This is a genomic window from Paraburkholderia sp. Clong3, from assembly GCF_050436485.1.
In the GTDB taxonomy this organism is placed as follows: Bacteria; Pseudomonadota; Gammaproteobacteria; order Burkholderiales; family Burkholderiaceae; genus Paraburkholderia; species Paraburkholderia tuberum.
Genome location: NZ_JBNDMH010000001.1, coordinates 77,131 through 90,743 on the forward strand (window position 1 = coordinate 77,131; position 13,613 = coordinate 90,743).

General features: G+C 56.2%; 11 protein-coding genes. 3 read left to right on the forward strand and 8 right to left on the reverse strand.

The window, feature by feature from the left end; all coding sequences use genetic code 11:
* Positions 1-606: 606 nt before the first annotated feature.
* From nodU to OKW30_RS00410, 3 genes are all read right to left on the reverse strand, one after another.
* Positions 607-2,328 carry a nodulation protein NodU gene (gene nodU, locus OKW30_RS00400; protein ID WP_429345690.1) on the reverse strand — a complete coding sequence of 574 codons (1,722 nt, stop codon included), beginning with the start codon at positions 2,326-2,328 and terminating at the stop codon, positions 607-609.
* 13 nt (positions 2,329-2,341) lie between these two features.
* Positions 2,342-2,971, reverse strand: coding sequence for a nodulation methyltransferase NodS (gene nodS / locus OKW30_RS00405; RefSeq protein ID WP_184072273.1), 630 nt, complete (start codon positions 2,969-2,971; stop codon positions 2,342-2,344).
* A 192-nt stretch (positions 2,972-3,163) separates the two neighbouring features.
* Positions 3,164-5,176 carry a carbamoyltransferase family protein gene (locus OKW30_RS00410; protein ID WP_429345691.1) on the reverse strand — a complete coding sequence of 671 codons (2,013 nt, stop codon included), beginning with the start codon at positions 5,174-5,176 and terminating at the stop codon, positions 3,164-3,166.
* 513 nt (positions 5,177-5,689) lie between these two features.
* On the opposite strand from OKW30_RS00410, the gene OKW30_RS00415 reads away from it, so the two are divergent.
* The 3 genes from OKW30_RS00415 to OKW30_RS00425 all read left to right on the forward strand — a co-directional run bounded on the left by OKW30_RS00415 (position 5,690) and on the right by OKW30_RS00425 (position 7,777).
* Positions 5,690-6,637 carry a LysR family transcriptional regulator gene (locus tag OKW30_RS00415; RefSeq protein ID WP_184072277.1) on the forward strand — a complete coding sequence of 316 codons (948 nt, stop codon included), beginning with the start codon at positions 5,690-5,692 and terminating at the stop codon, positions 6,635-6,637.
* 133 nt (positions 6,638-6,770) lie between these two features.
* Positions 6,771-7,232 carry a helix-turn-helix domain-containing protein gene (locus OKW30_RS00420; protein WP_429345692.1) on the forward strand — a complete coding sequence of 154 codons (462 nt, stop codon included), beginning with the start codon at positions 6,771-6,773 and terminating at the stop codon, positions 7,230-7,232.
* Positions 7,229-7,777, forward strand: coding sequence for an IS630 family transposase (locus OKW30_RS00425; protein WP_429345693.1), 549 nt, complete (start codon positions 7,229-7,231; stop codon positions 7,775-7,777). The genes OKW30_RS00420 and OKW30_RS00425 overlap by 4 nt, the downstream gene beginning before the upstream one ends.
* A 326-nt stretch (positions 7,778-8,103) precedes the next feature.
* On the opposite strand, the gene OKW30_RS00430 is transcribed toward OKW30_RS00425, so the two are convergent.
* The 5 genes from OKW30_RS00430 to OKW30_RS00450 form a co-directional block, all read right to left on the reverse strand.
* A complete protein-coding gene (locus OKW30_RS00430) occupies positions 8,104-8,406 on the reverse strand; it encodes a hypothetical protein (RefSeq protein ID WP_429345694.1) in 303 nt (100 codons plus the stop codon).
* A gap of 1 nt (position 8,407) precedes the next feature.
* Positions 8,408-9,781: a carboxyl transferase domain-containing protein gene (locus OKW30_RS00435; RefSeq protein WP_429345695.1), complete on the reverse strand. Its 1,374-nt coding sequence runs from the start codon at positions 9,779-9,781 to the stop codon at positions 8,408-8,410.
* 86 nt (positions 9,782-9,867) lie between these two features.
* Positions 9,868-11,208, reverse strand: coding sequence for an amidase family protein (locus OKW30_RS00440; protein ID WP_184072284.1), 1,341 nt, complete (start codon positions 11,206-11,208; stop codon positions 9,868-9,870).
* A 36-nt stretch (positions 11,209-11,244) separates the two neighbouring features.
* Positions 11,245-12,933 (reverse strand): NAD(P)/FAD-dependent oxidoreductase, encoded by a 1,689-nt coding sequence (locus OKW30_RS00445; protein ID WP_429345696.1) that lies wholly within the window; start codon positions 12,931-12,933, stop codon positions 11,245-11,247.
* Between the two features lie 81 nt (positions 12,934-13,014).
* Positions 13,015-13,500, reverse strand: coding sequence for a hypothetical protein (locus OKW30_RS00450; RefSeq protein WP_184072288.1), 486 nt, complete (start codon positions 13,498-13,500; stop codon positions 13,015-13,017).
* Positions 13,501-13,613 lie beyond the last annotated feature (113 nt).

The window sequence follows — 13,613 nt, forward strand, 5'->3', positions numbered from 1 at the left end:
GCAGCGGGCGCACAGAAAGAGGCGGCCAGTGGCCGGCATCGGCAGTCCCCGTCAATGCCAAAGCGGAATCGACGAGGCGGATCAGCCGTGCCATACTGGCCCGGCACCCGTACCCCGTTGTGCGCGTGTGGGGCTCGACACTGGAATGAACTTGGCGGTTAGGACCGGTGTCGGGCCTGTTTCTTCGGCGGTCAGTTGTAGTCGTTCTTCTACCGCATCCCGATTCCCGCGTCATCCCCCTGCCGAACCGAACATCCCCGGTGCGTCTGCGCTCGCCCTACGGGCTCCCTCCGACGCACCCGAATGTGAGCCTCATGAAACGTCCCAGAGTCGCCGGGCTGAACAGCAATCGCGTCGCCCGGCTGTCCGACGCCGCCATCCAATGTCGGATTCCGACCGCCATTCACATTACCCACTGCATTTTGAAAAGATGCCAAGTTTCCGAGGATGGCACCGAGGTTCCGCGGGTCGATGAGCAACCTCCGCACGGGATAAGTGCTTGCGAAAATCGAGCCGAGGGAGGCCGGCTGATCGTCTTCGGACCGTAGCGATAGAGCGAGCTGCCGGGACAATTGACGGCGTCGTACTGACCACTGAGCTGCAACGTCAGCGATCTTCGAACGGCGACGTAGCGAAAAGTGTTTCGTCGACGGACGGCGACAGACCAGTCCTGGTCAGTAACAAACCATCGCACCACACACGTTCGACGCGTCCCCACGCACAGGCTGAAGCAGCGTCCGGGAAGAAACCTCGTCCGTGATAGTTGGCGCTCGTGTTGCAGAGCAACGGAATACCCGTCAGTTTTTCGTATTCGACCAGAAGTTGCGCCACCGGATGCTCGGAAGTTCTTGAAATGGTCTGCAATCGGGCAGATCCGTCGAGATGCACGATGGCAGGGATTTTTTCTCGCCATTCCGCGCACGTCTGATGATCGAACAACATATAGGGATCAGGGCTCCCCGGGCTAAAAATGGTCGGCGCACGATCCTCAAGGCAAATTGGTGCCACGGGACGGAAGTGCTCTCGAAACTTGATGTCGTTGAGATGATCCTTCATTGTGTGCAAAGTCGCGGCGGCCAGAATGCTTCTGCCCCCCAATGCTCGTGGTCCGAGCTCGGCTCGGCCGGCAAGGAAAACGACGGGCTTGCTACTGGCGAGTATGCTGGCGAGTTCTGCAATGGAGCAAGTAGACGCCGTCCATCCGGGCGGTACTTGGCAACCTTTTAAGGCCGGTCCGCTATATACCGACCACTCCAGCGGCACGAAGCCCTTCTCGGCTGCCAGCGCGCAACAAGCGGCGCCAATCGCCGACCCGCTATCGTTGGGAAACGGCGGCACCCAGATTGCGTCGAACAAACCGCTCGCGCGCAGGGCGCTGTTCCATTTGATATTGAGTCCGCATCCGCCAGCGATGCACAAATTTTTCGGGCCCGCAATCGAATGGCGCTGCAGCGCGATACCCATTTCATGAACGAGAAGACGCTCGAGGAATACATGGAACGAGGCGAGTACGTCTTCGGGCGGCTTGGCTTCCAGTCGCAGCGCGCTTGCTTCGAAGAACTCTCCCACAGCCGCTAGTGACGCGTCCGCGCTGTGGATGTTCTCGCGATAAGCTTGCGCACACTCCGTGTCGCCAGCAAAGCGTGCCTGATAAAGCCCGCGAAATACCTCAACGATATCTTCGTCAACGGAGCCCAGCGCGATGTAAGCCATCAGCTTGCCGGCCACACCCAGATCCCACCGGGCGCCGCCCGGCTTCTTATAAGGACCAAAGTGATGACCCGCCGCAGCATAGATGTGACCTATTACGGGGAAAAGGCAGTCAACATGGCGGGCGTGGTGGCGTTCTACATGATAGAGGCGTGGGACGATGCCACCATCCCACACCAAACAGAATGCAGGTTGCCCGCTTTGGGCAAAGGGACTGGTGCAGTACGCGGAGGCCACATGGCCTGACACGTGAGGATAGCTTTTATAAGGAAAGGACTGGCCGCCGACAAGCAGTCCGGAGCCGTCGAGCGAAGCGAGAAGATCATCGGCTCGGCGTTCGGCATAAGGGGCCCCTTTCAGGCTGACGGGAATCGACCCACTGAGGACCCGAAACTCCGACTCGACTACTCCGTCCCAGCCGTCGATGACAAACTGATCGATATCGTGCGCATCGAAACCATGCTCGGCCAATGCGATCGCGATCGCATCGAGGTCGTCGATCGCCTGATACCGCGGATTGTTGTCTAGCTTTTCCTGCTCCACGCAAAAAACCAGTTTTCCATCCTCGACAAGGGCGATCGCTCCGTCGTGCGTCAGTTTGATCCCACAGATGCGCATAATATCTCCCGGCCTAAGGCTGGTAAGTTGGTCCACACGAAGGCGAAGCCGCGTTTCGAAAACAGGCGAGCAGACAGTCTTCATTCGACGACTGACCGACGCACCTCAAGCGATCGATTTCAACCAGCTCTTCTTCCAGGATGGCTATGACCGTCTCGGCTCCGGCAATGTGGCCCCATCGCCGGCAATTGGCGTCACGTGCCGATCCGAAAACCAGCTGTCCAGCGGGCGCAAGCATCCGTGCTAAATTGCGGACAGCCGCGCGCACCTCGGCGCTGCCGTCGAGGTAATAGAGAACCTCCGCCACCACGATCAGATCGAACTGTTGCTCAGTCGAAAAATGCTGGACATCGGAGACGATCCAATTGATGTGTGGTGAGTCCATCATGCGTTCGCGTGTCCTGGCAATTGCGCTTGGCACGATATCGATCACGGTGAGCCGTTGGCAGTGCGGTGCCAATTTTTCCGTGAAGGCTCCGCCTGCGCATCCGACTTCGAGCGCATTTGTGACGGATCCCTGCGAAAGGGCCATCCGAAGCATTTGCCTGTGGCGCTCGTGCTCAAAGGGATTGCTGTCGAGCCGCCATGGATCGTCTGCGTCCAATTCCCGACGCAGCAATTCGAAGTTCGTTTGATGTGTCAATTCCGTCTACCTTTATGGTGCGCCGCTGCGAGTGTCCGGACCTTGGGCCGGGACTGGTGCTCCGTTGAAAACCGGCGTGTTGGTACAAGAACTGCACGGCGGCCAAACGCTATTGTTTAACGTTCTGGAAAAATAGCTCGCGAGTGCTGTTACCTAGTTTCAGACCTTCAGCAACTCATTGGAGGCGCGTCGTTACCGTGACAACGCCCGTGAGGGATGTAGCCGAACCCGACGCTGTTCCCACAATCCGTGCAGCTCCTTGACGAGGGCTTCACGTCGAGTCTGCTCAGGCGTAATTGAATCGAGAAGATGTCCGAGCACGGCTTCGCCTTCGATCCGCATCAGCAGATCGAACAACTCATGTGAAATACGCACACTGTCATAGTTGGAGCCGCCGGTGCGAATTTCGCACACCGTCTCCTGACGATCCAGCGCTGTGTGAGCGCGGACCCGATAGAGCGATGCATAGGGCGGCAGTGAAACCGCGAGCGCAGTCCAATGTTCCTGCGTTGCGAGCCGCTTTTTGACGAGGAACGGCCCGACCACAAGTCCATCCAGCTCTGTCGTCAGAAATGTGGCAATTGCGTCTGCAACCGAATCTACGATCGGCTCAGCGTTGTTATTAAAGGAAGTATTGAGCAGAATTGGGATTCCTGTCCGCTTCTTGAACGCATTAATAACCTCCCAGTAGGCGGGATTGGTCTTGCGCGATACTGTTTGCAGCCGCGCTGTACCGTCAATGTGCGTGATGGCGCCGAGCAAGGCACGCTTGGAGTCGCGCACGCGAACTACAAAATTCATAAAAGGGAATTCGCGGGTGCCCTCTGGGAGGTCAAAAAATTCGCGCGCATCGTCCTCGAGCACTGAAGGCGCGAACGGTCGGTAACCCTCACGCTTTTTGACCATGGCGTTGATCCGGTCCTTGTTTGCCGCCGGCCTGGGATCGGCAAGAATGCTGCGGTTGCCAAGCGCGCGTGGCCCGAACTCCGAACGACCCTGCACCCAGCCGATCACGGCGCCATTGGCCATCCAGTCCGCTGCTCTGCCTGCCACGTCATCACTGCGTTCAACGTCGAGATGTCCGGCCCACGCATTCAATTCTTGCTCCACGACCAGATCGCTCCCCAGATCGGGCCCCCAATAAACCTCCTGCAATCGCTCACGCGGCGCGGGCCGACCGAAGTCGTTTGACATCATAAGGGCAGCGCCTAATGCGCAACCGGCGTCATGCGCTGCGGGCTGCACGAAGATGTCTTCGAAAAGTCCCGAATACAGCAGCTTACCGTTCATGGTGCAGTTATGAGCTACTCCTCCGGCTATACACAGCCGCTTCATACCGGTGACCTCGCGATGATGGCGGAGAATGTGAAACACGATCCGCTCCAGCGCTTCCTGCAATGAAGCACCCACATCTCGATGCTGCTGTGTGAATGGCATTCCCTTTCGCCGGACCTGGATGCTGCGGAGCAACGTCGGACCGATGCGGTCCAGGTGGACGCGGTACTCACCGTTGGCGGACAGTTGATAGAATTGCTCGAAGAGCCCGCGATAGGGAGCGGGATCCCCATAAGGTGCAAGCCCCATGACCTTGTATTCGTCGAACAAGCCGTAACCGAGATACCGGATTGTTTCGAGATAAAACAGCCCTAGAGAATTATGCTCTGCGAAAGTCGCGAGTTGCGTAATTTCGGTTCCAGATCCGAGCGCCAAGAGCCCCGAGAGGAAATCACCGCCGCCATCGACCGCGAGGATCAGACTTTGCTCGAATCCAGACATCGCAAACGCGCTCACGGCATGCGCCAGATGGTGACTCACGAATGAGACTCGCGAAGGATCGACCTCGGTACCGAATTCCCGCATTAGTAAGTTACGCAGAAACAGCTTGGCATCCACCGGAATGGAGATGTTCGGCTGGGAGAGGAACAGGCGTTCGAGCATGACGTTGCAATAGGCCTCGGTAGCGTAAAACGCGATGTGGTCGATATCGCTGAGCTGAATCCCTGCGGATGCGAGGCAGTATTGAATTGAACTGCTCGGGAACTTGTTAGAGTGCTTGATCCGGTTGAGGCGCTCCTCTTCGACGGCCGCTATTACGCGTCCGTCCCGGACAAGCACCGCAGCGCCGTCGTGCAGAAATGTGTTCGGCAGTTCGAGTGAATTTTCATGAACTTTGTCTAGCCCGCCGCTCACTCCTAAGCACAGCATGTTTCTCTCCTTCATCGTGGTAGGAAGGCCCTACTGGCAAGACTCGAACCCCTACCACATAAGTAAGGTAGGGTATCGCTCGCCGCTGCGAACACTGGTCAGAGGTCACCAGCCCAAAGAATCTCGCGTAGGGTCCGTCTGCAAAATGGCGCCGCAATTCATGAAAATTCTGTACCGTTTGGTCCAGGGTCGCGTTTCCTGGCGCTGAAGGATGGCGCGACCAGAAAGCTGAAGCGCTGGAACCTCGAGGAAATCCGCAATCGTTGCCAAACATGCGGCGGGTTCGCGAGGAGGGCTCCCGATGCATGTGATTGATCGACAACTGCTGCAACGTCATTTCCTCGGCTTCGCTCAGTTCTGCGACACACTTCATCCACTATCCCGGCACCACGAAGGCGCCAGCAGGTTGCGAAATTTAAACGGATCTACCAGGAACACTATCCTCCATGCCGTACAATTCGTAAAATCGATTGTTTTGATGGAACACATCTACATTATGGATAACTTGGGATCATGCGTTTCAAGGGCCTCGATCTAAATCTCCTCGTCGCGCTCGATGCTCTGATGACCGAGCGTAATCTCACCGCGGCGGCACGCAGCATCAACCTGAGCCAGCCGGCCATGAGCGCGGCCGTCGCCCGGCTACGCGCCTATTTTTGCGATGAACTATTTACGATGAGGGGCCGGGAATTTGTCCCAACACCGCGTGCAGAAGGGCTCGCTGCTCCAATCCGCGAGGCGCTGGTGCACATCCAGCTCTCCGTTATTTCCCAGGACGTCTTCAACCCAGCCAAATCGGATCGCCGCTTCAGGATCATCCTTTCCGATTTCATGGCAGTCGTATTTTTTCGAAAGATCGTGGAGCGTATTGCACGGGAAGCTCCCGCCGTCAGCTTCGAGTTGCTGCCACTTGCCGATGACCCCGATGAGGTTCTCCGGCGCGGCGAAGCCGATTTTCTTATCTTGCCGGAATTGTTCATGACGAGCGCGCACCCTAGAGCGAAGCTGTTCGAGGAGACGCTCGTGTGCGTAGGCTGCCGCAGGAACAAGCAGCTATCAGGGCAGCTTACATTCGAGAGATATATGTCGATGGGGCACGTTGTGGTCAAGTTCGGGCGTACGCGGCAGCCCTCCATCGAGGAATGGTTTTTGCGTCAGCACGGTCTCAAGAGACGGGACGAGGTCATCGTGCAGAGCTTTAGCATGATCCCGCCTATGCTATTAAACACTGACCGTATAGGGACGATGCCCTTGAGGCTGGTCAAGTATTTCGAAAAAACGATGCCTCTGCGGATCGTCGAACTTCCGCTGCCACTTCCCGCATTCACCGAGGCCGTCCAATGGTCTGCCCTTCACAACAGTGATCCGGCAAGCAATTGGATGCGGGAGATAATATTGCAGGAGGCGTCACGCATGACTCCTCCGCGTGAGACCACGCGAAGACCAATCCACCCAAGTTAGAAAATGGCATTTTTCAGCAAGGTTTTTGCGGCATGGATTTGTGGGGTTTCGAGGGTTTTGTGGCGATAAGTGTTCCTGGTAAAACGGTTTGACTTTGGCTAACCTGGCGTCTTGGTCGGTGCCGGGGTCGTGGATGAAGTGTGTCGTAGTGTTGAAGGCAGTCGAGGAGCTGACATTGCAGCAGATGTCGATCAATCACCGTCATCGGGATACGCGCACACGCGCGGCGGGCCTGTTGATGCTCGGACGTGGCCTCAAGGCCCGCGCCATTGCGGCGCAACTGGGCGTGAGTGGCCAGAGCGTCTACAACTGGTCGCACGCATGGCGCGAGCGGGGCATATGCGGCTTGATGGGCGCACATAACGGCGGCCGGCATGCGCTGCTGACTGAAGCCCAGATCGCTGTGGCCCTTGAGATCGCCCGCGCCGAACCGCTGACCCTTGGTGGCATTGCCCAGCGCGTCGAAGCCGCGCTCAACGAGCCGCTGCCCTGCAAGGTCGAAACGCTGGGCGAAGCTCTCAAGCGCAACGGCTTTTCGTTCAAGCGCAACCGCTACGCGCTCAAAAAAAGCGCAACGAAGAAGCGTTCGCAATGAAACAGGCCACACTCGAGAAACTCCAACAGGCTGCACGCGGGGACGCCGTGCGGTTGGTGTATCTCGATGAGGCGGGCTTCCATGGATCGCCGCCGGTTCAACGTAGCTGGTCACCACGAGGCTTGCCTCACCAGGTCGAACCGAACCATCACTGCCGCCGCAGCGTGATCGGCGCACTGGACTTCGGCGAAAACACGCTGATCCACGCCGCGCATACCGGCACCATTAAAGCCCAGGATGTCGAGTGCTTCATCGACAGTGTGCTCGCCACCGGGAACGGTCTGCCCACGGTGATCGTGCTGGACAATGCCAGCATCCATCACGGTATCAGCGACGCGACGCGCCAACGTTGGCTGCTCGAACATAAGGTCATCCTGTTTTACCTGCCTGCCTATAGCCCCGAGCTCAACATGATCGAGATCGTCTGGCGGCACCTGAAATACCGATGGCGTCGAGCCCTCACCTGGACGCGCGAGACCATCGATGCCGAACTCGCAGCACTGCTAAGCAGGTACGGCGCCGATTTTCAAATCAATTTTTCCTGAACACTTATAACGTATATCGTCACACCACGCCTGATTCAGCACGGTGACGGCAAACGCCTGATCGAGCAGGTTCGGCGCGATCGGCAAGCTGTGTGTCAATCTGGTTGTTGCATGAATGGCGCCGCGGTGATGGACAACGCTGCAACTGCGCGATCGCTGGGTGCTGAAGATCATCATTAATGAAGTCTATCGCTCACAGTACGCGTGCGGTGCGCCACGGGGACTGTCGCCGGTCGACGCTAGCGGCCGTTATGTGATACAGGTTCTCGGACGGTTGTGAGTGATCGCGATGGTTCGGCAGCCTGCCACCACTCCGTGCACCGAACTCACGACTTAACGCCGGACTTCCACGGCCAGCGGGCGCTGGTTTCAACATTTTCTCGGTCCTTCTGGATCTGCTCGCCGTTGAGCCTGGCTTCGCTGGGGGCCTCAACCTGGTTCGTCGAGATTCGGTCGGCGTCGGCTTCAGTCGATGCCGCATGCACCTCCTCGCTAGCCCTCAACAACGGCAGGCCGACGCCAAACCGCGAAACTTCGCCCTTTAACGCGGCGATATCCGCCCGCCATGTCTCCGCGTTACCGACAAGCAGACTGCGCTGGACTGTGGAAGTGAGACGCTTGCGATTCAACTCAGGCGCCAGCTTCACTCCCTACAGGGAACAAATACTTGGTAATTTGTTCCCGAGTATGTTCTATCTCGATGACATCAGTAATCAGCCCATTAATTTTCAACAATTCGGGGTTTTCAATCTCGTCGGTCAGTTTTCGCATTATGGATCTGGTGGTCTCATCAGATTCACACATTACTTTCTTCATCGTGTCCGGGCTGAAAACCCCGATGTGGGCCTGCGGATACGCCAGTACTGCCACAGGGTCAAATCCAGGACCACACATGGCGTACACGCCTCCCGTATACGCTTTTCTGGCAACGAGCAGTAACTTTGGTACCTTGCATCGAACATGTGCTCTGAATAATTCCGCTGCAGCCGAAAATATGCCACTATTTTCAGCTTCTCTGCCGATCATAAATCCCGGGATATCGGCAATGAATATGATTGGCATGTTGGTTTTTGCGGCAATATTTATCATTTTTATCATTTTTGAGGCGGATTTCCGATAAATTGCACCTCCATTATGTCGAGGGTTGTTGGCAATAATTGCAGCGAAATTTCCTTTGATGCTCGCGTAGGCGGTCAACACTTCCTCCGCGTATTCGGCGCTTATTTCCGTAAAGCTGCCTTTGTCGATAAAGGAATGCAGCAAATGATGCATATCATAGGGTGCGCGATGATCTGATGGAATTAATTTTTCAAAATCAGCCGCGTCGGGTTCTTCATATTCAAGACCATGGGGTGCGTTGCCTTTGAAACTTCCGTGCAGTAATTTTCTTATGCACTCGAATAAACCTTCTTCATCTTTGAATACCAGTTGAACCGAGCCCGAGCCCTTGCTGTGAACGTCTGTTCCACCTAGCGAATAGAGATCGGACTCCTGGGCCAGCATTGCCTTCACCATATCCGGACGGCCCATACATAGAGCGCCTTTCTCAGTCATCAACACCAGGTCTGCGAGCATCAACGGTAAAGCAAGTGGACCTGAGGTCGGACCGAGTATGGCGGAAATTAGCAAATTCCCTTCTGCAAATTCGGCGAGGGATGCACTGACCCTGCCCATTCCAAATGGGGATAAAAGTAGTCTGGCCATGTCCGGCGAGAGCACTTTCGTGGTGTCGAAACTGCCTGTCCCTCCTGCCTTGTCCTGAATGTAGATTAAGGGGGCGCATTTATCCCGGGCCTGAGTTACTGTGCTGATGATCTGCTCGGCAGTGCGCCACTGTCCGCCTCCCTGAAATTCACAGTCTCCTCCGCGATTCATGACCAGAAACGTTTTTACCGAATTTATGGTCCCTTCGCCGCAGATGAAATGACTTTTTGCGGCAGGTTGACGGTCAACAAAACTATCTGCGTCAAAGAGCACGTTTATTCTTTTCAACGAAATTTGCATTAGCTATCTGCCTCCTGGCAATGCGTATGAATGTTTGCTGTTATCGGTGCCGTGCGTCTGTGCGGTGTTGAATAGCAGCCTCATTTTCAGGAAGCCAAAATGTCTTCTATAGACGTTGCTGCGGCCAGAAGACGGCGGTCCTGACCCCGCGCGGCGTCAATACTCAACCCCACCGGTAATGCATCATCGGGAGCAACTGGAAGGGTGATAGAAGGTATCGCGGCGTTGCTGGCCAGGTCGGTGTTACGTATCACTTCGGCAAACAGTCCCGGCCTGCTGGCATCGCTCAGATGAGGGACGCTACGCGGAACTGTCGGGTACACGAGAAAATCGATGCCTTGAGTGCTGAACAGCGAGTCTATTTGTAGACGTAAGACGCCTATATTCTGGATCGCTGATGAATAATCTGCGGCAGAGATAAGCTGTCCACCAAGATTGGCGTGAATGATGTCGCGGACAATTTTGTCGCGAATGTTATCAAATACGGCATTTATCCTGTTTCCCCATCCTAGGGAAAGCAATGTGCGGGGAAAGTCCGTGAAGAATTCGTAAACCGGAATGGTGAAGGTTCCGGTTCTATTCAGGTCAGCAACAACCGCGTCATCCAGTTCAACGCACTGGAAACCAGCGCGGGTCAATCGCTTGACGGCATGCCAGCAATACTTTCGGACATCATCCTCCAGGTCAGTCCACATGGAGGCCGGAAGGCCTATTCGGCCGCGAGTATTTTTCTGTTTTGTCGGAAGGTGGCTATCGGGGGACAGCAGATCATATAGAAGCAATGCATCTTTCGCCGTCCGCGTCAGAAGGCCCGGCGAATCCTTCGTGCGAGAAACTGGAATGATTCCGGCCGAAGACCAGCGACCACTTGTGGGCCTGAAGCCGGTGATACCACAGAAGGCGGCCGGTATCCTTACGGAGCCGCCGGTGTCCGTTCCGATCGCCATCGGAACGATACCGGCTGCCACGGCAGCGGCACAGCCGCCACTGCTGCCACCAGCCAAATGCCCTGGAGCCGCTGGATTTCCGACCGTTCCCCATTGAGGATTGACCGATGTGATACCAAAGCTGAGTTCATGCATGTTGTTCTTGCCGGCAACGACAGCACCGAGCGATCTCAGCTTTCTGACAACAAGCGCATCGCGCGTGGCTATACAACCTTCCATCCCCGGTGTCCCGGCGGTAACAGGGAGCCCCTTAACACAAATATTGTCCTTTAAGGAAAAGGGAATGCCGTAGAGCGGTGCGCCTTTCAGGGCATCATTCGCTTTAGCGAAATGCGCGTCCGGGCCGCAAGCACGGATGAAGCAGTTGAGCTTTTTCAGATGCGCATCAGCGCTGAGTGCACGCTCCCGGATTTCAGCCGCAGAAAGTGCACCGGTACGTATGCCACCGCAAAGCGATTCCACAGTGTTTTTCGAATACATAAAATTTCCACGAATAGGAGGTCATCGTGTGCGATATCAGTAACGATAAGCACTGCGGATCTCGTCAAGAGGATTGCCCGGTAAAAGATTTCCTCCTGCGCTGCGTATGACGGCGCAGGCGCTATTCACAGCCGTCTGCACAGCTCCCTCAATCCACCCTCCGGTAAAAGAGCAGCCACATCCTGCCAGATAAAGGCCGGAATCCCATGCGGGATCATTCGCGGTCTTGAACTGAAAGAAGAGACGCTGCGAGTAAACATCTTCGCCCGGATAGTTGAGCTTAAAGGCACCCGAAGAATGCGGATCGGTCAGCCAGTCATGGTGCAGGACGCTACGTTCATAGTCATCATCGGCGGGAACAAGGTGGCGCGCAAGTTCTGGATGGAATGTTGCAAGGTCGTCAACAAAGCACTCACACCGCTGTTTTTTGTCGGGAACACTCAGTAGCTTGTGAGCGTCATCCTCCCAAGTGTAACTAAGCAGAACCACACCCTGACCATCTGGCTTATCGGGTTCGTAATCAAGGCAATATACTCCTCTCGCAAAACTGTCAGACTGGATGGTGACTGGCAGGTCTTTCGTGATCCAGAACTTGTCGCGGGTGAGCATGAACAGCTTTGAGGAACCCGTAAGATGCGTTTCCCTGACGGCTCGTGAGACGTCGCGGCTGAGAAACGTTTCGTCGTCGGTCAGGCAATGAACCATCTGCATTGCCCTGTTGTTGCTGGTGACGATTACTCGGTCGAAAACCAATGCCTCGTCTTCATCAGTTACCAGCTTTATCTTTCCATTTTCTTTGTAGATGCGACCCACGCTATTGAAGCGAACCCGTTCAGCAACGGAGCGCCCTGCGATCTCCGCTTCCGCCAGGCGCTCAGCCAGTGTAGAGATTCCGCAGGAAATCAGGCGTTGATCATCCAGATAGCCGTTAACGACCAAGCGCAGTATTTCGGTGAATCCGGCCTGATAAACAGGTAGGAAACCGCCGGATCCTATTCCCAGAGAGCCAAACAGCTCAAAGTCATAAGGCCTTTCCCAAGGGACGCCTCCGGGGGGGCGAGGACCAGTGAAAATCGCGACAATGGCGGCATAGAAAGAACTGTCACGGAAGACATCGAGCCACGTTTGCCATGCCGCACGCGCTTCCTGAAAGCGATGTGACTTCAACATGACCGTGATTTCTGCCGGCGCTACAAGAGATGTGCCATTGATCACGCACCCATCCTGCAAAAAGGCCCTCCAGCCTTCATGAACGAGCCTGAACAAAGGCGGCGGCGAATCCCCCGCCGGCCAGGTATGGCGAGTGCCGCGATAATGCAATTCGGTATCAACCACTCCTGGATCGGGGAAAGACGCGGTCGTGGAAATGCCGTGTTTGTTCAAATAATGGAAAAGACCGGTTGCACTCGGAGGGACCCGCATTGCGCCCATTTCAGCAATAAGGTGCGGGTGGCGCGGATCAAATACTTGTGACCATATTCTTCCTCCAATGCGATCGCGGGCCTCAAAGACCGTAACGTCGTTTACGCCTGCCCGCATCAGTTCAGTGGCCGCCACAAGACCGCTGATACCGGCCCCTACGATGGCAACGCGCGGAGTTGGGGTGCGTGATGAAAAGGAGCCGATTCCCCCTTCAGACTCGCAGAGCTGGAGGAATGGCGCGTAGTCATACAATAGGTCAACAGTCGGTGATGGACTTTGTGAAGATGCGACATGATTCTTCATGGATTTTCTCCTTTATGGCGATGCATCCACCTGAGGAACGATCATGGCTGGAAATAGCGCAGGGACCTCTTCCGGCGGCGATTATCGGGACGCGGACTGTGCGAGCAAGGCTTCCACGACGTCCAAGCCTATGCAATCGATCGGGTCCAGCCTGCGCAGCTTGGCGATCAGCTTCAGTGCAACGGCGCGCTCACCGCGCCGCACGCTAATGAACGCAAGCGCCTTCAGTGTGAAGAGCCAGAAGCGGCCCGGACCAGGAATGGTGAAGTCGGTGTCGCCCGGCTGTACCGCACACCAGTCGCTGTCGAGCGACGCTTGCCGGGCGGCGACTGCCAAAGCCTTGGTCGCGACCTCCTGCGCCTCGCCAAGTTCACCCCGGTTCGCATGGAACTTATACAGCAGATAGTAGGGTGGCAGGCAGCGCGGGTACGACAGGACCGCAGTCCACAACGCGGCGGCCACATCGTCATTGCTGCCGCCGTGGGTTCTCTCGATCAACTGTAGCAAGGGGGGAGGGACGTTGCCGCCGAACAGATCGGTCGATTCGATACCAGTAGTGAGATTCATCAATTTGCTCCGATATGGTGAGGCGTCCGGCCGCTTTTGCGGCGCTCGGAAGCCGATGTGACGATGGATGTGTTTGTCTACGCGAACCTGAACTGGATGCGATGCCCGCCGCG

What these genes read in the sequence shown, in the direction of transcription:
- nodU (WP_429345690.1), bottom strand. Translation starts at nt 2,328, where the DNA reads ATGCGCATCTGTGGGATCAAACTGACGCACGACGGAGCGATCGCCCTT.
- OKW30_RS00410 (WP_429345691.1), bottom strand. Translation starts at nt 5,176, where the DNA reads ATGCTGTGCTTAGGAGTGAGCGGCGGGCTAGACAAAGTTCATGAAAAT.
- OKW30_RS00415 (WP_184072277.1), top strand. Translation starts at nt 5,690, where the DNA reads ATGCGTTTCAAGGGCCTCGATCTAAATCTCCTCGTCGCGCTCGATGCT.
- OKW30_RS00420 (WP_429345692.1), top strand. Translation starts at nt 6,771, where the DNA reads ATGAAGTGTGTCGTAGTGTTGAAGGCAGTCGAGGAGCTGACATTGCAG.
- OKW30_RS00425 (WP_429345693.1), top strand. Translation starts at nt 7,229, where the DNA reads ATGAAACAGGCCACACTCGAGAAACTCCAACAGGCTGCACGCGGGGAC.
- OKW30_RS00435 (WP_429345695.1), bottom strand. Translation starts at nt 9,781, where the DNA reads ATGCAAATTTCGTTGAAAAGAATAAACGTGCTCTTTGACGCAGATAGT.
- OKW30_RS00440 (WP_184072284.1), bottom strand. Translation starts at nt 11,208, where the DNA reads ATGTATTCGAAAAACACTGTGGAATCGCTTTGCGGTGGCATACGTACC.
- OKW30_RS00445 (WP_429345696.1), bottom strand. Translation starts at nt 12,933, where the DNA reads ATGAAGAATCATGTCGCATCTTCACAAAGTCCATCACCGACTGTTGAC.
- OKW30_RS00450 (WP_184072288.1), bottom strand. Translation starts at nt 13,500, where the DNA reads ATGAATCTCACTACTGGTATCGAATCGACCGATCTGTTCGGCGGCAAC.